An 18,743-nucleotide genomic window follows, 5' to 3' on the forward strand; every position below is an offset into this window, starting at 1 on the left:
ACGTCCCGTACAACGGCGTACGGAACACAGACGGCGCCTGCCCTCCAGTCCCCGACCGGACGACTGGGCAGGCGCCGTCGTATGCGCGCGTCCCGGTGTGTCTACTTGGCCGGGGCCAGCCAGGTGACGATGACGGCTGCGGCGACCGCGAGGACGCTGACCAGGCCGAGCCAGCGGGCGGCCTCCACCTGCAGCCAGACCGTCCGGGTGCGCCGCTTCTCGTACGACAGCAGCCGGTTGGGCTCGCTGTAGACCTCGACTCCCGGCCGGTCGTGGGTCGCGAGAACGCTGAGCCAGGTGGCGGTGATCAGCCCTGCGAAACCGCTGATCAGCAAGGAGATCACCGCCGAACGCCAGCAGCCGGAGAGTTTGCTCAGATCCTCCTGCCCCTTGAGGACGAAGACCGCCGCCAGCAGTCCGGTGAGCGAGGACAGAAAGGTCCGGTAGCCCTCTGCCTGGTGGACCGCGAGGCGGAGTTGCGCATGCGGGTCCCGCATCGCCTGTGCCCGGTCCTCGGCGTCGCAGAGCTGCTCGAAGGTGAAGCGTGGGGGTGGCATGCGGTGCGTCAGATCCCTCCGGTGAGATGGGCGGGCGGCGGTGCGAGGGTCAGCATGGCTCCGCAGCCGCCGCGATGTGCGGGGCGGGGCTGGTGGTAGCCCTCGCAGGCACACGACACATTCCAGATCTCCGGCTCGGCGGGTGCCTTGCGGCGGCCCAGGAAACCACCGCCGCCTTTCGCGATCAGCGGCTGAACGGGACCGAAGGAGTGGGTCATGGCGCACTCGCACACCGGGCAGGTGCCGGTGACCGTCAGCTCCTTCTCGTCGCCGTTGTTCTGCGCCGTCCACTGGAAGGTGAGCGTGCCGGGGTGTGGGTGGCGGCGGTAGGGCGTCTCTGGCGTCATGGGGCGGAGGCCTTTCGATGGAGCGCTGCGGCGGGGGCGGCCGGTCCGGACGGTTCGGCGGGGGCGGGCAGTGTGAACGAGAAGAGGCGGGCGTACCGGCTCAGGCGTTCGCGTACGCCGGCCTCGTCGGTCTCGGTTTCCTCGGCGCAGAGTGCGAGGTGGTCGACGGGCACGGTGCCGGAGAGCGCGGGGGCGCGGCCGGTCAGCCGGGTGGTGAGGATGATGACGTCGGCCCAGTCGGGGACGATGTCCCGCTCGTCGCCCTCCGGAGCACTGACGGTGACGTCCAGGCCCAGGCAGGCGAAGGGGGCGTAGCGATCGTAGGTCCTGGCCAGACTCCAGCTGAAGCGGCCGGCCAGGAGGACGAGTTCGAGGGGACCCAGGGTGCCGGAGGCCAGGAGGCCCTCGTCGAAGGCGGTGAGGTCGAAGGCATCGGGGGTGAAGTCGGCCAGACGCTCGGCGTCGGGGCCCTGGAACTCGCCAGGCAGCCTGATGCCTCCCAGAGAAGCCAGGCGGGCGACATGGCGGAACACCTCGCCGAGCGTGCGATAGCCGTCGCGCCCGCGCTGCGTGCAGAAGGTCAGGATGCCGTGGACGGATATCTCCTCCACGAGCTCGACAGGCCTGCCGATCAAGAGGAACTCGTCCGTCAGGAGAGGACGGAGGTCCCCTTCTGTCAGCCGTAGGCCGTAGGCCTCCGCCGGGATGTCGGGGACCTTGAGTTCGAGAGCGGTCTCGATCTGTCGCAACTCGTCGGCCACGGCGCCCACTTCCAGATCGAAGTGTGCGGCGAGTGCCAGGAGATAGCCCATGGTGGCCTCGCCTTGCTCGAACCGGCAACTGCCGATCAGCCCCACGGAGGGGAAAGGGCGCAGCAGACGGTGGGTCGGAGCGTCTGCCTGGCGTTGCACGGCCGTGCTGTCGGCGCCCTGCCAGTCCACCATTCCGCAGGCGTCCAGCGCTCGTACCGCGTCCTGGAGCTCGTCGATACGAGTGGACTCCTGGGGGATGAAGGCTCCCACCAGCTCCCACGGTAGGACGGGGGCGTCGACGATCGCCACCGGCCGTTCCCGGAAGATGCGGTAAACCCAGTCCGGCGCGGTCCAGTCGGCGGTCTCCGGGGGCAGGGCGGGCGCGTGAGCGCCCGTCACCGGGGTCGCGGAATTGATGTGGTTCACCGTGTCGCCCAGGGTCGCCCGTGTCTGCTGCGAGATCTGGATCAGGTGGTGCAGTGGAATGGCGCCTTCACGCCAAGGGCCTCTCCGGCCGAGGTCATGCGACAGCAGGAGCTGCTGGTCGGGCGGAAGGGTGCGTGTGTCGAGCGCCTCAGGTGTCACAGGAGCCTCCAGCGAGTAGCCGAGGCAGGCGAACTGCTCGATGCGCTGGGCGAGTTCCGGGAGGGCGAAGGGGGGCGCGCTGCGGCTGAGGAGGTCGACCGGACCGACTGATCCGGGCAGCCACTCGCTCTCCGTGATCCAGGGGGACTTGGGGGTGCCCGCCTCGGTCACGGCGAGGCGGCGCACCTCATCCGTCGTCAGGCGCTGCTTCGCGATGTCGTCGGGCAGTGCGGGCGGAGTCGGCAACGCCGGGTCGATCAGACGGAGCTGACGGAGCAGATCGGTGGCCTCCCCCAGGGAGACGCCGTGCAGCGCCGAAATCGCCAGCAGTGGTGCGTGCTGGGCGGGAGGACGCTCCTTGTCAAGCTCTCGGGAATGGTCCGAGAAGAACGAGAACACGTCGACCTCGTCGTGCAGACCCTCCACATGCTTCCGCATGGACGTATAGCCGTAGTAGAGATCGGCGGCCGCCTGGGGGACCAGTACGCCGTCGAGGGCTCTGATGTCCGCCACCTCGGGTATCTCCAGGCCGACCACGGCGTACCTGCGCAGTGCGCGGAGTGTCTCGCGCACCGGACGTCGGGCCTGCGCCGCGGCCTGCAGGACGAGCTGACGGCTCTCGAGCTTCGGTACTTGGAAGAGCAGGGCGTCGATGCCCCTCGGGGGTGGGTACCCCTCGGGTGTGAAGGGTTCCTCCGACTGGTGCAGACCGAGCTTGCTGGCCCTCCAACGTGCCAGAAGCTGACGGGCGTGGATTCCGCCCGAGAGGGCGGCCAAGGCGCCCGGAAAATCCAGGACGTCCTCATCGATGGGCAGACACCCGGGACCGGCCAGGCGCACCTTGCCCCGTAGCAGTCGTCTTCCCTGTCCCGACTCGAGCACGGCCATGGCTTCGGCGGGGAGGTGTTCCAGCATGGTGACGGCGATCCGTGGCGTCTTCCGCGCCAGGTCCCAGAGCCACGGCAGTGATATGTCCGGGAACCGCGAGGCCACTGCCGGAACCCCGCCCAGCACCTCCCGCATGACCAGCTCGTCGTCGTACGAGAGCAGTTGGTTACGGTCCACACTCGGCACCGGGGCGTGGCGCTCGCGCAGGTTGACCACATAGCCGTACGCCTCGGGCGCCTTCTCGATGAAGACACCGTCCAACAGCAGCTGACCCATGCCCTGGACCAGCCACGCCTCCACGGCTTCACCCTGCTGCTCGTCGCACAGGGGCACGGGCGGCAGACGCCACTCGTCGCGCCCGACCAACTGCCCAGGCTCCCAGCTGAGCTTGCGGAACGCGTCCCCCTGCTTGGTCAGTTCCTCCGCGCGGACGTTGTGCTCGGTCACCCAGAGGTGGGTCCGCAGGGTCTCCACCAGGGAGGGCACCTGCTCGCCCTCCTTAGGTTCCGCCAGGTAGAGACGCACACGGGTGCCGCCGTCCTCCGGTACCTCGGGATCGTCGGAGGTGTTGATCTGCAGGAGGCCGGAGCCCGAGCGGATGTCGACGCGCAGGGCGGCCTCCGCGCCGGTGCGGCCGGTGGCGTCGACGGCGCGGGTCCAGACGACGACCTCGTCGGCCAGCATGAAGTAGCTGAACACGCCGATGCCGAAGCGGGAATTGAGGGACCGGTCCACGATGCCGGCCCGCCGCCAGTTGCGGCGCTCCTGGACGAACTCGGGGTCCTGCTCGTACCGCTTGCCCGCCCTGGCGAACATCGAGGTGAGCCGGGCGCGGCTCATGCCGGAGCCGTTGTCCAGGCACTCGATGTAAGGGCGGACACCGTCCCAGCCCTGAGTGAAGACGATCTCGCCGTCCCAGGTGGAGCGGATCTTCCCGTACCGGCGGCGCATCTCCCGGTAGCGGCAGGCGTCCAGCGCGTTCTGGTACAGCTCCCGCACCGCGAGCATGCGGTCGCCGTACAACTGCGTGCCCATGAGCAGGGGGCGGATCTCGTCCTCGGCGAGGCGGAAGCGCTCCAACGGTTCCTTGTAACGACCGGACAGGGCACGCAGTTCGTCCGTGGACACACCGTCCGGAAGCCCCCGGAGCAGGGGCTGTGCCGCCGCGTCGGCGCCGAACGCCCGTACCGTGGCGTCCGCGGCGAGCGCCAGCTCTTCGACCGCCGCGTGAAGGGCCGGGTGCGGACAGCGCAGCCGTACGGCGATGCCTCGGCTGTCGGCAGTACGGCCCTCGGTGTCGTCGTAGTCGAGACCGCTCAGCGCGCCGACCACTTCGCCGGCGAGCAGCGGCTGATGTGCCCCCAGATGATCGACGAGCACGCTGGAGAGCCGACGCGGACTCGCGGCGAGCAGACCGGCCGTCCACAGCAGACGGGCCAGTTGGTGGCCGCGCCAGTGGTTTCCTCGCACAGGCCTGGCTTCCCTGTCCCACTGGTCGCCGTGCCGGCTGTCGTTGACCCGTGGGCTGAGGCCCGGCTTCACCGTGAGATGACCGAGCACCTGGCGTATCAGGCCGTCGATCTCCTTGCGTTCCTCGGTCGACCTGCGGACCGCCGCAGGGGTGTCGGCGGCGGCCTCGACGGCCTCCACGACCTTGGTGATCAGTTCGTCGACGGCGGTGGGGCGCTCGTCATGGCGCTCCCACAGTCCGTCCCAGTCGGCGATGAAACGATGCCGCAGCCAGTGGTCCGCGGCCGTGACGGCCTGGTCGAGTCCCCGGCTGCGCAGAGTCTCCGTGGTGCGCACGACGAGGGAATGAGCACGGCACACGTCACGGGCGGCGTCCCGCATCAGGCGCTGCCGTACGTCCGGGGTCTCCTCCTCACGGCCGCGCGGCCCCGGGTCGAACTGGTCGGGCAGGAGTCGCCCCAGCTGGTCCAGGGTGATGGCGACGATGCCCTCCTGGACGATCGCCGCCGACAACAGACACGCCGTCTCGGCGGGGGACAACCGCTCGTCGTCCCGTACCAGCCGGGCCCGTGCCACCAAGTCCGTGAGCCGGTCGTCCAGCCGCTTCGGGTACAGCGGGTCCCGCCATGGGTCCTCCCGGTACGCGCGGGTCTGCTCGCTGCTCTCCACCACCCAGCGCACCAGCTCGGTCAGGCTCTCCTTGACCCGCTCGTGGATCTCGGGCCTTCCCGACGTGTGCTGCCACAGACCGGAGTCGTGGATGATCCGGGTCCAGTCCAAGGTCTGTTCGGTGCCGTCACACACGGTCGGGTCCCGGTACTCCCCGCCCTGTACCGGATCCGGCCGCCGAAACGCCACGGCGGGTGGAGCGACCTGGGGGTGCCGGGAGGCGAACTGAAGCAGTTCCTCCTCCGCGAAGTCGGCGACCTGACGGAAGCTCGTGGGCGGAGTGACCCGGGACAGCGCGGCGGACAGTGCCCGCGCGAACCAACTGCCCTCCACGGGGTCGGCGTAGGCACGCTGGCCGGGGCCACAGCTGTAGAGCCAGTAGGCCTCCTCGCGCGCGGCCCACGCCGCGTCGGCGGCGCCCGACACCGGGCGTGGTTGCTCCGCCCTGCACAGATCGAGACAGATGATCGCCGTGACACCCCGCGGCAGGGCTCCCAGCAGGGTGGCGGGGGCGGCCCTCAGCAGGGTCTGCTGGTTCAGTCCCAGGTCACCGTCGGGGCCCGGAACTCCCGGCTGGCTGTCCCTGAGGACCAGGTGGTCCTGGCCGTCGACGGTCACTCCATGGCAGGAGAAGTAGAGGAAGGCGGTGTCTCCCGGCTCGCAGGCGGCCAGGAAGTTGGTGACGGCGGCGATGACGGGGGCGTACGAGGTCCTGTCGTCGCACTTGACCTCGACCTCGTAGTCGGACTGTTCGAGGGCCTGCTCGATCAGCGACACGTCGCGTTCGACGAAGTCGAGCGCCGGGTACGCGCGGCCGAGTGCGGGGTGCTCGGCCAGGTCCGGCGTTTCCTTGACCCCGACCAGCAGCGCACGGCGTCGGCCCCCGGTGACTTCGCTCCGCTCCAGCCCCACGTTTCGCCCTCCCGTCGAACGCGTTGGGGCACATCATCCCAGAAGTGACCGGAGTCGAAGGTGGGTTGACGACCTCCACGGCGTCGTGACCGGGGAGGTCAGCCCGTCATCGCCGCGACCTTCGCGACCGCCAGCACCATCAACAGCGCCAGCACGCCCGCACACGCCCCCGCCTGCACCAGCACCCGCCGCCGATCCCGAGGGGCGTAAGCGAACGCGAGGGCCACCACCCCGCCCGTCAGCAGCCCGCCGAGGTGGCCCTGCCAGGACGTGACGACCGCCGAGATGACCAGCCAGATCAGGAGCCCGGCCATGAAGCGGTTGATGCCGGCGGGGTCGGCGCCGAGGCGGCGGGCGAGGACGTAGTACGCGGTGCAGACGCCGAAGATGGCGCCGGAGGCGCCGACCGTGCTGTCGTCGGGGGCGAGGAGAAGGACGAGGACGGAGCCGCCGAGGGCGGACAACGCGTACAGGCTCAGATAGCGGGCGCGGCCGAGTTGGGCCTCGACGACCCGGCCCACGTTCCACAGCGTGACCATGTTCATCACGATGTGGAGGATGCCGAAGGTGCCCTCGGTGGGCGGGAGGTGGAGGAAGGCGCCGGTGAGGAGGCGGTACCACTCGCCGTCGATCACGCCCTCGGGGTGGAAGGCTGCGGGGTAGGCGCTCTGCCAGACGTAGTGGAGGCCGTCCGGGCCGGCCAGGCCCCGGCCCAGCATCGCGAAGTCGTCGACGATCTCCGGGCGGAGCAGCTCGGCGACGTACGCCACGACGTTCAGGCCGATCAGGACGTACGTCACCAGCGGGACCGCCGAGATCCGGCCGCCGAAGGCCGTGCGGGCCTGCCGGACGGTTCTCGCGCCCTCCTTCACGCACTCCGGGCACTGGTGGCCCACGGCCGCGTCCCGCATGCAGTCCGGGCAAATGAACCGCTCGCAGCGGGTGCAGCGGACGTACGATTCCACTTCCGGGTGGCGGTAGCAGGTGGTGACGGCGGGCTCGGATGGCGAGGAGGACTCGGGTTCCACGGCCGGCTCCTTGGGAGTGCGGGGCTGATGACGAGCCGGTGGTGACGGCGGCGAACAAAATAGCGAATGATTGCGAGGGGTGGAGAGGCGGAGTCCCCTCTTAATCTCGTAACTTTCGCAGAGCTTCGGCGTCAGGAGGACCCCTGTGCCCGCGATCAGCCTCAGCAAGATGCGGGAGACCGCCCCCGCGCTGGTGGACCTCTACAAGGCCGCCGGGGCCTCCCTCGACAAACACGGGCTGAGGGGGCAGCGGGCCGCCGTCTACCTCGTGCTCGACCACAGCGGCTCCATGCGGCCCTACTACAAGGACGGCAGCGTGCAGGCCCTGGCCGACCGCGTGCTCGGGTTGTCGGCACAGCTCGACGACAACGGGAGCGTGCCGGTCGTCTTCTTCTCCACCGGGGTCGACGCGGTCGCGGAGATCGGTCTCGCCGACCACCACGGGCGGATCGAGGGGATCGTCGGCGGGCTCGGACACATGGGGAAGACCAACTACCACGAGGCCATGGACGCCGTCATCGACCACTACCTCGACTCCGGTGCCGACGCCCCGGCCCTCGTGGTGTTCCAGACCGACGGCGGACCCACCGGCAGGCTCGCCGCCGAACGCCACGTCTGCAAGGCCGCCCGTCTTCCCCTCTTCTGGCAGTTCGTCGGCTTCGGCGACCCGGACAGCAAGCAGTTCGACTTCCTGCGCCGACTCGACGAGTTGGCGGTTCCGGGCAAGCGGGTCGTCGACAACGCCGGGTTCTTCCACGCCGGTGCGGATCCGAAGGCCGTGTCGGACGCGGAGTTGTACGACCGACTGGTGGGCGAGTTCCCGAAGTGGCTGGTGGAGGCGCGGGCCCGGGGGATCGTCGGGCAGCGGGTCTGAGGGCCGGCGTCATCAAACGGCTCTCGGGTCCCGATGCCGACCGCCGAGGAATCCCGGGAGCTCACCAGCGGCGACCACCCCCACTGAGGACCGCGGCGCGACACTCGGCCGGGCTGCCCCACGCTGTTCGCAGCGCGCGGGCCTTGGTCAGCCACAGGGACAGGTCGTACTCCGCCGTGTAACCGATCGCGCCGTGCAGCTGGAGCGCGGTGCGCGCGGTCGCGTACGCCGCCTCGCAGGCCGTCACCTTGGCGGCGGCCACGTCCACCGGGTCCAGGGTGACGGCCGCGCCGAAGATCAGCGCACGCGCGAACTCCAGGGCCACCTTGGCGTCGGCCAGCCGGTGCTTCACCGCCTGGAACGAACCGATCGGCGCCCCGAACTGGGTGCGCTGCCCGACGTACGCCACCGTCCGCTCCAGCAGGGCGAGCCCGACACCGAGGCCCTGGGCGGCCACCGCGAGCCTCGCCCAGGTGCGGGCCAGGGCGAAGGGCGGACGTGCGGCCAGGAGTTCCCCGCCGGGGGAGAGCCGGGTCAGGCGGCGGGCCGGGTCGAGGGAGGCGCGGACCGGGCCGTGGCCGGGGGACAGGAGCAGTGCGTCGGCGTCCGGGTCGAGCGACAGACGGGTCGTCGCCGCGTCCCCGTCCAGCGCGTACGACCCCGACGGCGCGACCGTGGCCATGGCCTCCCCGGACACCAGCGCCGGGAGCAGGCGCTCGGCCGGGCCCGGGTCGTCCAGGCCGGCCAGCAGAACCGCCGCCGTCACCGTCTCCACGAGCGGGCCCGGTACCGCGTGCCGCCCCAGCTCCACGAAGGCGACCACCAGTTCGACCGGCAGAGGGCCCACCCCCTCGTACGCCTCGGGCGCCGCCAGCGCGAAGACACCGGCCGCCGCCGTGCGGGACCACAGCGCCCGCCCTGCCCCGTGCTCACCGCGCCCCCAGGCCCTTACGGCCGACGGCGTGTCGGCGGCCCGCAGCATGCCGTCCAGCGACGCGGCGAACGCCCGCTGCTCGGTGTCGAGGAGGAAACGCATCAGCGGCGGCCCTTCGGCAGGCCCAGGAGGCGCTCGGCGATGATGTCGCGCTGGATCTCGTTGGTACCGGCGTAGATCGGGCCGGCGAGGGAGAAGACATAGCCATCGGCCCAGTCGCTGTCCGCCAACTCACCTTCCCCTTCGAGCAGTTCGAGTGCCGTCTCGTGCAGGGCGATGTCGTACTCGGACCAGAAGACCTTGTTCAGGCTGGACTCGGGGCCGATCGGCGTACCGTCCAGGAAACGGGACGCGGCCGCGTACGTGAACAACTGGTAGGCGCGGGCGCCGATCAGGGCGTCGGCGACGCGGTCGTGCGTGGACGCCGGGCTTCCCCGGGCGTGCCAGAGGTCGCACAGCCGGTTCGCGGAGGCCAGGAAACGGCCGGGCGAGCGGAGCGTCAGACCGCGTTCGTTGCCGGCCGTCGACATCGCGATGCGCCAGCCCTGGCCGGGCTCGCCGATGACGTCCTCGTCCGGTACGAACACCTCGTCGAGGAAGAGCTCGGCAAAGGCCGGCCTGCCGTCGAGACGGCCGATCGGGCGGACCGTCACGCCGGGTGCGCGCAGGTCGAACATGAGATAGGTCAGCCCCTGGTGGGGTCTCGTGGTGCTCGGCTCGCTGCGGAACAGGCCGAACGCCCGGTCCGCGAAGGCGGCGCGTGACGACCAGGTCTTCTGGCCGCTCAGCAGCCAGCCTCCGGCGGCGCGCACGGCCCGGGAGGTGAGGGAGGCGAGGTCCGACCCGGCCTCGGGCTCCGACCATGCCTGCGCCCACACCACCTCGCCCGAGGCCATCGGGGGCAGCACCCGGGCCCGCTGCTCCTGGGTGCCGTGGTCGAAGAGGGTCGGGGCGAGCAGACTGATGCCGTTCTGGCCGACGCGTCCGGGGGCGCCCGCCGCGTAGTACTCCTCCTCGAAGACCAGCCAGCGCGACAGCCCCGCGTCACGGCCGCCGTACGCGGCCGGCCAGTTCACCACCGACCAGCGGTCGGCGGCCAGTTCCGCCTCCCAGGCGCGGTGGGCGGCGAAGCCCTCCTCCGTCTCCAGGGAGGGCAGCGGCTCGGGCGGGACATGCGCGCGCAGCCATGCCCGCGCCTCGGCGCGGAAGGCCTCGTCGGCGGGGGAATGGGCGAGGTCCACGGGGTCACCCCTCTTCACCTGACGGACGTCGGGCTTCCCTAACAAGTGTTTGGTAGGTTAGCGTGCCGCCATGAAGAACGTCGAGGGTCCGGCGTACGTCCCCGGGCACGGCCTGCTCCGCGGACGCACCGCCGTGATCACCGCGGCGGCCGGCGCGGGCATCGGCGGGGCCACCGCCCGACGCTTCCTGGAGGAGAGCGCGCGTGTGCTCCTCAGCGACGCGCACACCCGCAGACTCAAGGAGTACGAGGCCGAGCTGGCCGGGGAGTTCGGAGCGGACTCGGTCGGAGCCGTGCCGTGCGACGTGACCGACGAGGAGCAGGTACGGGCACTGTTCGACACGGCCGTCCGGCAGCACGGCCGACTCGACATCGTCGTCAACAACGCGGGGCTCGGCGGCACCTCGGACCTTGTCGACATGACCGACGCACAGTGGTCGAAGGTGCTGGACGTGACGCTGAACGGCACCTTCCGCTGCACCCGCGCCGCCCTGCGGCTGATGCGGGACAGCGGCGGCGGAGTGATCGTCAACAACGCCTCCGTCGTCGGCTGGCGCGCCCAGGCCGGCCAGGCGCACTACGCCGCGGCGAAAGCGGGCGTGATGGCCCTGACCAGGTGCGCGGCGATCGAAGCCGCCGCATACGGGGTACGCGTCAATGCCGTTTCCCCGAGCCTCGCCCTGCACCCGCACCTGGTGAAGGTCACCACCCCCGAGCTGCTGGAGGAGCTGACCGCCAGGGAGGCCTTCGGGCGGTACGCCGAACCCTGGGAGGTGGCCAACGTGATCGTGTTCCTGGCGTCCGGCTACTCCTCGTACATGACGGGCGAGATCGTGTCCGTCAGCAACCAGCATCCCTGAGGACAATGAACAGCGTGCCGACCAAGAAGAAGCCCCAGGTGTCCGCCGCCGCCGAGTCCGCCGCCGACCGGCCGGCCGCCGAGTCCGGCGCGGACAAGCCGGCCGCCGACCGGGCCGCCGCCGTGCCCGCCCGCCGTCGCGAGCTCCTCGACAAGGCCGCCGCGGTCTTCGCCGACCTGGGCTACAACGCCACCACCGTGCGCCGGATCGCGGACGACGCGGGCATGCTCGCGGGCAGCCTCTACTACTACTTCGAGTCCAAGGACGCGATGCTGGAGGAGATCCTGCGGACCTTCCTCGACGAGCTCTGGGAGCACTACGACACCGTCCTGGACGCCGGACTCGGCCCACGGGAGACCTTCGAGGCCCTGGTCACCGAGTCGTTCCGGGCGATCGACCGGCACCGCGCCGCCGTCGCGATCTACCAGAACGAGGCCAAGCAACTGGTCGCGCGGGACCGGTTCCTGTTCCTCGACGCCTCGCAGCGCAAGTTCGAGAAGACATGGCTGTCCACGCTGGAGCGCGGAGTGGCCACGGGAGAGTTCCGGGCCGACCTCGACACCAGGGTCACCTACCGGTTCGTGCGCGACACCGTCTGGGTCGCCGCGTCCTGGTACCGGACCGGCGGACGGTACAGCCCGGAGCAGATCGCCCGGCAGTACCTGTCGATGGTGCTGGACGGGATCGCCGTACGTGCATAACCGTTGACGTCAGGGGAGTCGCCATGGCCGAGGCCTACATCGTCGAAGCGGTCCGTACGCCCGTCGGGCGGCGCGGAGGAGGGCTCGGCCAGGTCCATCCGGCCGACCTCGGCGCCCACACGCTCAAGGCGCTCGTCGCACGCGCGGGCGTGGACCCGGCAGCCGTGGAGGACGTCGTCTTCGGCTGCCTGGACACCGTCGGACCCCAGGCCGGTGACATCGCGCGCACGAGCTGGCTGGCCGCCGGGCTGCCCGAGGAGGTGCCGGGTACGACCGTCGACCGGCAGTGCGGCTCCTCGCAGCAGGCCGTGCACTTCGCCGCCCAGGCCGTGCTCTCCGGCACCCAGGACCTGGTGGTCGCGGGCGGCGTGCAGAACATGACGATGGTCCCCATCGCCTTCGCCTCCCGCCAGGCCGCCGTACCCCTCGGCCTCACCGAAGGCCCCTTCGCGGGTAGCGAGGGCTGGCGGGCCCGGTACGGGGACCGGCCGGTGAACCAGTTCGCCGGCGCCGAGATGATCGCCGCGAAATGGGGCATCGGCCGCCGCGACCAGGAGGAGTACGCGCTGCGCTCCCACCGGCGGGCGGTACGGGCCGTCGACGAGGGCCGCTTCGCCCGCGAGACCGTGCCGTACGGGGAGGTGACCGTGGACGAGGGGCCGCGCCGGGACACCTCGCTGGAGAAGATGGCCGCCCTGAAGCCCGTCATCGAGGGCGGCACGGTCACCGCCGCCTGCTCCTCCCAGGTCTCCGACGGAGCCGCCGCGCTGCTCGTCGCCTCCGAACGCGCCGTACGGGAGCACGGGCTGACCCCGCGCGCCCGTGTCCACCACCTCTCCGTACGCGGCGAGGACCCCATCCGCATGCTCACCGCCCCGATACCGGCGACCGCGTACGCCCTGAAGAAGACCGGCCTCCGCCTCGACGACATCGACCTCGTCGAGATCAACGAGGCGTTCGCGCCGGTCGTGCTGGCGTGGCTGAAGGAGACGGGAGCCGATCCGGAGAAGGTCAACGTCAACGGCGGCGCGATCGCCCTCGGCCATCCGCTGGGCGCGACCGGCGCCAAGCTCATGACGACCCTTCTGCACGAACTGGAACGCACGGGCGGCCGCTACGGGCTCCAGACGATGTGCGAGGGCGGCGGCCAGGCGAACGTGACGATCATCGAGCGGCTGTGACGGTCACCGGGTGTCGCCCGGCCGTCCCAAGGACGACAGCACCTCCTCCGCCTCCTCCATGATCCGTTCCACCAGCTCCGCGCACGACGGCAGGTCGTCGATCACCCCGGCGACCTGACCGGCGGCCATCACCCCCAGGTCCGTACGGCCGTCCACCATCGCCGACCTGAGCAGCACGGGCGTGTTGGCGGCGAGCAGGACCTGGCTCCAGGTGAGGTCCTTGCCGTGCCGCAGCGCCAGACCGTCGCGGACCATACGGCGCCAGGTCAGCCCGGAAAGTCTTCGGAAGCCGGCCGCGTGGCGCACGGCGCGCAGCAGGGCGCGCGTACGGCCGGACGCCTCCAGGGCCCTCACGAACTCCGTACGGAGCATCCGGTGCGGCAACCCGTCCACGGCCCTGGTGACGGTGACGTCCTTGACCGTTGCCGCCAGATACCGTGCCTTCACCGCGTCCGGCACCGTGGACTCCGAGGTGAGCAGGAACCGCGTGCCCATCGCCACCCCGGCCGCCCCGAACGCCAGCGCCGCCACCAGACCACGCCCGTCGTGAAAACCGCCGGCGGCGACGACGGGAATGCCGACGGCGTCCACGACCTGCGGAAGCAGCACGCTCGTCGCCACCTCCCCCGTGTGCCCGCCGCCCTCGCCGCCCTGCACGACCACCGCGTCCGCACCCCACGCCGCCACCTTCTCGGCGTGCCGCCGGGCGCCGACCGACGGGATCACGACCACGCCCGCGTCCTTCAGCTCGGCGATCAGCTCCCTGGACGGCGCGAGTGCGAACGACGCCACCCGGACGCCCTCCTCGACGATGATCCGTACCCGTTCCCGCGCGTCTCCCGCGTCCGCCCGCAGGTTCACCCCGAAGGGCGCGCCGTCCGTGCGGGCCTTCACCTCCCGTACGGCCTCCCGGAGCCGGGCGGGCGTCATCGTCGCGGAGGCCAGGAAGCCGAGCGCGCCCGCGTTCGCCGTGGCGGAGACCAGCCGGGGGCCGGCGACCCAGCCCATACCGGTCTGCACGATCGGATGGCGGACGCCGACGAGCCGGGTGAGAGCCGTGTCCATCAGCCCGGAACCTCAGTCGCGCGGGTGTTGTCCGGGTCGATCACCTCGCGGATCAGCCGCAGCTCGGCCTCGGTGGGGTCGCGGGTGTACGGCACCTCGTCCGGGACGGCGAGCGGGAACCCCGTCGCCTCCCGGACCTGCTCGACCGTGACCCCCGGGTGCAGCGAGGCCAGCCGCATCGAGTGGTCGGGGGTGGCGAAGTCGAACACCCCGAGATCGGACACGACACGCGGCAGACGGTGGAAGCGGGCGGTCACGGGATGCTCGGCCGCACGGTCGTAGCCCACCCCGCACACCATGTCGACCCTGTCGACGAACACCCGCCGGGAGTGCCTCGGCACCCAGTAACTCGTCGCGTGGTTCAGGGTGTTGACGGGCGCGCCGCGCACCCCGAGAAGCTGTCTGCGGGGCCTGGCCCAGTCGCCGACGCACGAGATGTTCTGGTTGCCGTACCGGTCGAGCTGGCTCGCGCCCATCATCACGTGCCGTCTGCCGCCCATGGCGAGGGCCAGGTGCCCGCGGTACGGCAGCCAGCCCTCCGGTGTCCCGTCGAGCCCCACGAGCAGGGCCTCGCCGTCGGTCAGCAACAGGTCCGGCGCGAAGGTCCGCCTGGCGAGCCGCGCGCCCAGGGACGGGACGAGGCCCATGGGGCTGGCGAGGATCTCCCCGGCCCCGCGCCACGCCTCGGCACAGGCGAGGACGCAGTACTCGGCACGGGTCGCTCCGCTCATGAGTCCGCTCATGAGTCCTCCTGGTGCCAGTCCCGCACGGTCGACTGGTAGGTCTGCTCGTCGCCCGTCAGGAACCGCTCGGCGAAGTCGGCCCAGGGCGTGGTCGCGTAGTACCTCTGGAACGCCTCGTCCCGCCCGTGATCAGGGGCGCAGGAGGTGAAGTGCGCGCCGTTCGGTGCCTCGACCACGCCTGTCACCACATGCCGGCGGACCAGCAGCGTCTGGGGCGGGGCCGCCTTCGTCAGCTCGGCAGTGTCCACGAGCCGTTCGCAGGAGACGTACGCCGTGTCGGCCGCCTCGCAGAAGAGGTCGTCGAAGTACGGATCCGGGCCCAGATACTGGCCGTTGCCGAGCCGGTCGGCCCGGTTGACGTGCACGAACGCGGCGTCCAGGCGCAGCGCGGGCATCGCGACGAGCGTCTCCCCGTCGTCGTACGGCGACGTCACCGTCCGCAGGCCGGGATTGACCCGCATCACGTCCGAGCCGATCCCTGCCCGCACCGGCAGGAAGGGCAGCCGGTGCGCGGCGGCCCGCAGCCCGCACATGAACATCGCCTCGTCGATCTCCATCAGCTCGAAGGCCCCTCGCTCGCGTGCCGCGCGGAAGTGGGGTTCGAGAGGGATGGAGTCGAGGGTGGCGAAGGCGGCGACCAGCTTCCGTATCCGTCCGGCGGCAGCGAGCATGCCGACGTCCGGGCCGCCGTACGAGACCACCGTGAGATCGGTGATCTCGGACCGGAGCACCGCTCTCACCAGCGTCATCGGCTTACGCCGCGAACCCCAGCCGCCGATACCGAGGGTCATCCCGCTCTCCAGCCGCGCCACGGCCTCGTCGGCGGTCATCGTCTTGTCACTCACCTGGGTCCCCTCACGTAGGCCCACCTGGGTCTCCTCACGTAGGCCCCCTTCACTCGGGTCCCTTCACTCGGGTCCCTTCAGCCGGGTCCCTTCACTCGGGTCCCTCCGTTCCCTCTGTGCCGTCCCGGCCTTCCCGAACGTGTCGCGGACCTCGTCGGCCACCCCGCTGAGGTTCGCCTCGAAGGTGAACCCCTGCTCGAAGCGGTAGCTGCGGCGGACGTCGACGGGGTCGATACCGTTGAGGGCGGCCTTGGCCAGCCGCAGCAGCCGGCCGTCCTTCGCGGCGACCTCCCGCGCCAACCCCAGCGCCGCGCCCGGTAGTTCGTCACGCGGCACGACCCGCCACACCGACCCGTGCGCGTACAGCTCGTCCGCCGTCGCCGTACGCGAGGTGTAGTACAGCGCGCGCATCAGATGCTGCGGCACCAGCCGCGCCAGATGCGTCGCGGCCCCCAGCGCGCCCCGGTCCAGCTCCGGCAGCCCGAACGTCGCGTCGTCGCTCGCCACGATCGCGTCAGCGTTGCCCACCAGCCCGATCCCGCCGCCCAGACAGAAGCCCCGCACCGCCGCGACCACCGGCACCTCGCACTCGTACACCGCCGCGAAGGCCTCCGCGCAGCCGTGGTTGGCGCCGAGCAGCGCGCTCCGCCCGACCGACTGGATCTCCTTGATGTCCACGCCGGCGTTGAACCCGCGCCCCTCCGCCGCCAGCACCACACACCGGACGTCCTGATCACGACCCGCCGCGCGCACGGCCTCGGCCAGCTCGAACCACCCGCGCACCGGCAGGGCGTTCACTGGCGGGAAGTCGACCGTGACAACGGAAATCCCCTTTTCCGGGGACGAGGTGGAGACACCCATCGGAGCATCAGCTACCTTCCACCTAACGTTTGTTAGGTACTTCTCCTGTGTGGAAGGTAGCAGCGGATGCGGCTCGACGGGAAGCTCGCCGTCATCACCGGAGGCACGCGCGGTGTCGGCGCCGGAATAGCCCGAGCGTTCGCCGAAGCGGGCGCCGACGTCGTGACCTGCGCCCGCCGACCACCCGAAGTACCGCTCAAGGGCGCCGAGTTCCTCCCGCTGGACGTCCGGGACCCCGAGGCCGTCCACCGCTTCTTCGCCGCGCTGCCCCGCGTGGACGTCCTCGTCAACAACGCGGGCGGCACCCCCCACCGTCCGCTCACCGCGACCGACGCCCACCATCACGCCCGCGTCGTCGAACTCAACCTCACCGCCCCTCTGACCGTCTCTCTCGCCGCCCACGACCACCTCCGGCGGGCCAGGGGCGCGATCGTGATGATCGGCAGCGTCAGCGGCAGCCGCCCCTCACCCGGCTCGGCGGCGTACGGTGCGGCCAAGGCGGGCCTGGAGCACCTCGCGCGTTCCATGGCCGTGGAGTGGGCCCCCGAGATACGCGTCAACACCCTTGTCCTCGGCATGGTCCGCACGGAGCTCTCCCACCTCCACTACGGCGACGAACACGGCGTCGCGGCCGTCGCCCGCACCGTCCCCCTGGGCCGCCTCGCCGACCCCGCCGACATCGGCGACGCGGCGGTCTTCCTGGCCTCCGACGCGGCGGCCTACATCACCGGCGCCTCCCTGCTCGTCCACGGCGGCGGCGAACGCCCCGCCTTCCTCGACGCGGCGACGACCGCCGCAGAGCGGATCACGACCGACGGAAGCGGATCATGACCGCCGGGGAGCGGGCGACGGCAGCCGAGGGCCGATGGGGGCGGGTGACGGCTGATGGGGGGCGGGCGATGGCTGATAGGGGCCGGGTGACGGCCGACGGGAGCGGATCATGACTGCCGGGGAGCGGGCCACGGCTGATGGGGACCGGGCGACGGCCGACGGGGGGCGGACCAAGGCCGATGAGAAGCGGGCGACGGTCGATGGTGGGCGGGCGAGTGTCGACGGAGAGCGGACCATGGGCGACGGGGGCCGGGCGAGGGTCGACGGGGAGCCGACGGCGGTTCCCAATGACCGGACCGCGGCTCACAGGGACTGGACCGCGCCCACGGGGACTGGGCCGCGGCCCACAGCGACCGGACCACAGCCGGCCCGGACCGTGAGAGAGGAGACCCGCGATGAGCGGAAACCGTCGGCTCTGTGAGGGGCGCGTCGTGATCGTGACCGGCGCGGGCCGCGGCCTCGGCCGCGCCCACGCGCTCGCGTACGCCGCCGAGGGCGCCCGTGTGGTCGTCAACGACCTCGGCGTCGCACTCGACGGCACCCCGGCCCCCGACAGCCCGGCCGCCCGCGTCGTCGAGGAGATCCGCGCCGGGGGCGGAGAGGCGGTCGCCCACGGCGGGGACATCGCCACGACCGACGGGGCCGCCTCCCTCGTCCGCACCGCCCTGGACACGTACGGCCGACTCGACACCCTCGTCAACAACGCCGGCTTCCTCCGCGACCGCATGCTCGTCAACCTCGACGAGGACGACTGGGACGCCGTCCTCCGCGTCCACCTCAAGGGCCACTTCCTCCCCCTGAAACACACCGCCGCCCACTGGCGCGCCGAGACCAAGGCCGGCCGCCCCCCGACCGCGCGCATCGTCAACACCAGCAGCGGCGCGGGCCTGCTCGGCTCCCTCGGCCAGGGCAACTACAGCGCAGCCAAGGCCGGCATCGTCGGCCTCACCCTGGTCGCCGCCGCCGAACTCGCCCGCTACGGCGTCCAGGTCAACGCCATCGCCCCCGCAGCCCGCACCCGCATGACCGAACGGACCTTCGCCGACACCATGACCGCCCCCGACACCGGCTTCGACACCATGGCCCCCGAGAACATCTCCCCCCTGGTCGTATGGCTCGGCTCCGCCGCGAGCGAGGGCGTCACCGGCCGGGTCTTCGAGACGGAGGGCGGCCGCATCACCGTCATGGAGGGCTGGCACCCGGGCCCGACGGCAGACAAGCGAGCCCGCTGGACCCCGGGGGAAGCAGGGGAGACCGTACGGAAACTCCTGGCGGAGGCGGAGCCGCCCGGGTCGGTGTACGGGACCCGCTGACATCGGGCGCCGGAGCGTGGACCAGGGGCCCGCCCGGGCCCTTCACGGGCGCGGGGAACTGCGCGACCAGCCCTCACCCACCCGCAC

General features: G+C 71.5%; 16 protein-coding genes. 6 read left to right on the forward strand and 10 right to left on the reverse strand.

Annotated features, from left to right (window positions below; genetic code table 11):
- Window positions 1–101: 101 nt before the first annotated feature.
- From ACFY9I_RS35405 to ACFY9I_RS35420, 4 genes are all read right to left on the reverse strand, one after another.
- A complete protein-coding gene (locus ACFY9I_RS35405) occupies window positions 102–557 on the reverse strand; it encodes a hypothetical protein (protein ID WP_391009371.1) in 456 nt (151 codons plus the stop codon).
- Between the two features lie 8 nt (window positions 558–565).
- Window positions 566–904, reverse strand: a complete 339-nt coding sequence (locus tag ACFY9I_RS35410) for a hypothetical protein (protein ID WP_391009374.1) — start codon at window positions 902–904, stop codon at window positions 566–568.
- Window positions 901–6,180 carry a caspase family protein gene (locus tag ACFY9I_RS35415; protein WP_391009376.1) on the reverse strand — a complete coding sequence of 1,760 codons (5,280 nt, stop codon included), beginning with the start codon at window positions 6,178–6,180 and terminating at the stop codon, window positions 901–903. The genes ACFY9I_RS35410 and ACFY9I_RS35415 overlap by 4 nt, the downstream gene beginning before the upstream one ends.
- A 98-nt stretch (window positions 6,181–6,278) precedes the next feature.
- Window positions 6,279–7,208 (reverse strand): rhomboid family intramembrane serine protease, encoded by a 930-nt coding sequence (locus tag ACFY9I_RS35420; RefSeq protein WP_391009378.1) that lies wholly within the window; start codon window positions 7,206–7,208, stop codon window positions 6,279–6,281.
- A gap of 145 nt (window positions 7,209–7,353) precedes the next feature.
- Here ACFY9I_RS35420 and ACFY9I_RS35425 point away from each other — a divergent pair, with 145 nt between their 5' ends.
- On the forward strand, window positions 7,354–8,082 hold the full coding sequence (locus ACFY9I_RS35425; RefSeq protein ID WP_391009381.1) for a VWA domain-containing protein: 729 nt from the start codon (window positions 7,354–7,356) through the stop codon (window positions 8,080–8,082).
- A gap of 61 nt (window positions 8,083–8,143) precedes the next feature.
- Here ACFY9I_RS35425 and ACFY9I_RS35430 read toward each other — a convergent pair whose 3' ends face one another.
- Together ACFY9I_RS35430 and ACFY9I_RS35435 are read right to left on the reverse strand one after the other, a co-directional pair.
- Entirely contained in the window at window positions 8,144–9,118 is a 975-nt protein-coding gene (locus tag ACFY9I_RS35430) for an acyl-CoA dehydrogenase family protein (RefSeq protein WP_391009384.1), read from the reverse strand.
- Entirely contained in the window at window positions 9,118–10,257 is a 1,140-nt protein-coding gene (locus ACFY9I_RS35435; protein WP_391009386.1) for an acyl-CoA dehydrogenase family protein, read from the reverse strand. Before ACFY9I_RS35435 ends, ACFY9I_RS35430 begins: the two co-directional genes overlap by 1 nt.
- A 70-nt stretch (window positions 10,258–10,327) precedes the next feature.
- On the opposite strand from ACFY9I_RS35435, the gene ACFY9I_RS35440 reads away from it, so the two are divergent.
- The 3 genes from ACFY9I_RS35440 to ACFY9I_RS35450 are packed head-to-tail and all read left to right on the forward strand — an operon-like array spanning window position 10,328 to window position 12,998.
- On the forward strand, window positions 10,328–11,116 hold the full coding sequence (locus ACFY9I_RS35440; protein WP_391009389.1) for an SDR family oxidoreductase: 789 nt from the start codon (window positions 10,328–10,330) through the stop codon (window positions 11,114–11,116).
- A gap of 14 nt (window positions 11,117–11,130) precedes the next feature.
- A complete protein-coding gene (locus ACFY9I_RS35445) occupies window positions 11,131–11,817 on the forward strand; it encodes a TetR family transcriptional regulator (RefSeq protein ID WP_391009391.1) in 687 nt (228 codons plus the stop codon).
- 23 nt (window positions 11,818–11,840) lie between these two features.
- On the forward strand, window positions 11,841–12,998 hold the full coding sequence (locus ACFY9I_RS35450) for an acetyl-CoA C-acetyltransferase (RefSeq protein WP_391009394.1): 1,158 nt from the start codon (window positions 11,841–11,843) through the stop codon (window positions 12,996–12,998).
- A gap of 3 nt (window positions 12,999–13,001) precedes the next feature.
- Here ACFY9I_RS35450 and ACFY9I_RS35455 read toward each other — a convergent pair whose 3' ends face one another.
- The 4 genes from ACFY9I_RS35455 to ACFY9I_RS35470 all read right to left on the reverse strand — a co-directional run bounded on the left by ACFY9I_RS35455 (window position 13,002) and on the right by ACFY9I_RS35470 (window position 16,512).
- A complete protein-coding gene (locus ACFY9I_RS35455) occupies window positions 13,002–14,063 on the reverse strand; it encodes a nitronate monooxygenase (RefSeq protein WP_391009396.1) in 1,062 nt (353 codons plus the stop codon).
- The gene (locus ACFY9I_RS35460; RefSeq protein ID WP_391009399.1) at window positions 14,063–14,806 is read right to left on the reverse strand and encodes a CoA-transferase; all 744 of its coding nucleotides are present in this window, start codon (window positions 14,804–14,806) and stop codon (window positions 14,063–14,065) included. Before ACFY9I_RS35460 ends, ACFY9I_RS35455 begins: the two co-directional genes overlap by 1 nt.
- The gene (locus tag ACFY9I_RS35465; protein ID WP_391009402.1) at window positions 14,803–15,651 is read right to left on the reverse strand and encodes a CoA-transferase; all 849 of its coding nucleotides are present in this window, start codon (window positions 15,649–15,651) and stop codon (window positions 14,803–14,805) included. Before ACFY9I_RS35465 ends, ACFY9I_RS35460 begins: the two co-directional genes overlap by 4 nt.
- Window positions 15,652–15,714: 63 nt before the next feature.
- Window positions 15,715–16,512 (reverse strand): enoyl-CoA hydratase family protein, encoded by a 798-nt coding sequence (locus tag ACFY9I_RS35470; RefSeq protein ID WP_391009405.1) that lies wholly within the window; start codon window positions 16,510–16,512, stop codon window positions 15,715–15,717.
- 66 nt (window positions 16,513–16,578) lie between these two features.
- Here ACFY9I_RS35470 and ACFY9I_RS35475 point away from each other — a divergent pair, with 66 nt between their 5' ends.
- Complete coding sequence (locus ACFY9I_RS35475; protein ID WP_391009408.1) at window positions 16,579–17,343, forward strand: SDR family oxidoreductase; 765 nt, start codon at window positions 16,579–16,581, stop codon at window positions 17,341–17,343.
- Between the two features lie 395 nt (window positions 17,344–17,738).
- Window positions 17,739–18,656: an SDR family oxidoreductase gene (locus ACFY9I_RS35480; protein ID WP_391009411.1), complete on the forward strand. Its 918-nt coding sequence runs from the start codon at window positions 17,739–17,741 to the stop codon at window positions 18,654–18,656.
- Window positions 18,657–18,743: the final 87 nt, after the last annotated feature.

Source organism: Streptomyces sp. NPDC012510, from assembly GCF_042955065.1.
In the GTDB taxonomy this organism is placed as follows: domain Bacteria; phylum Actinomycetota; class Actinomycetes; order Streptomycetales; family Streptomycetaceae; genus Streptomyces.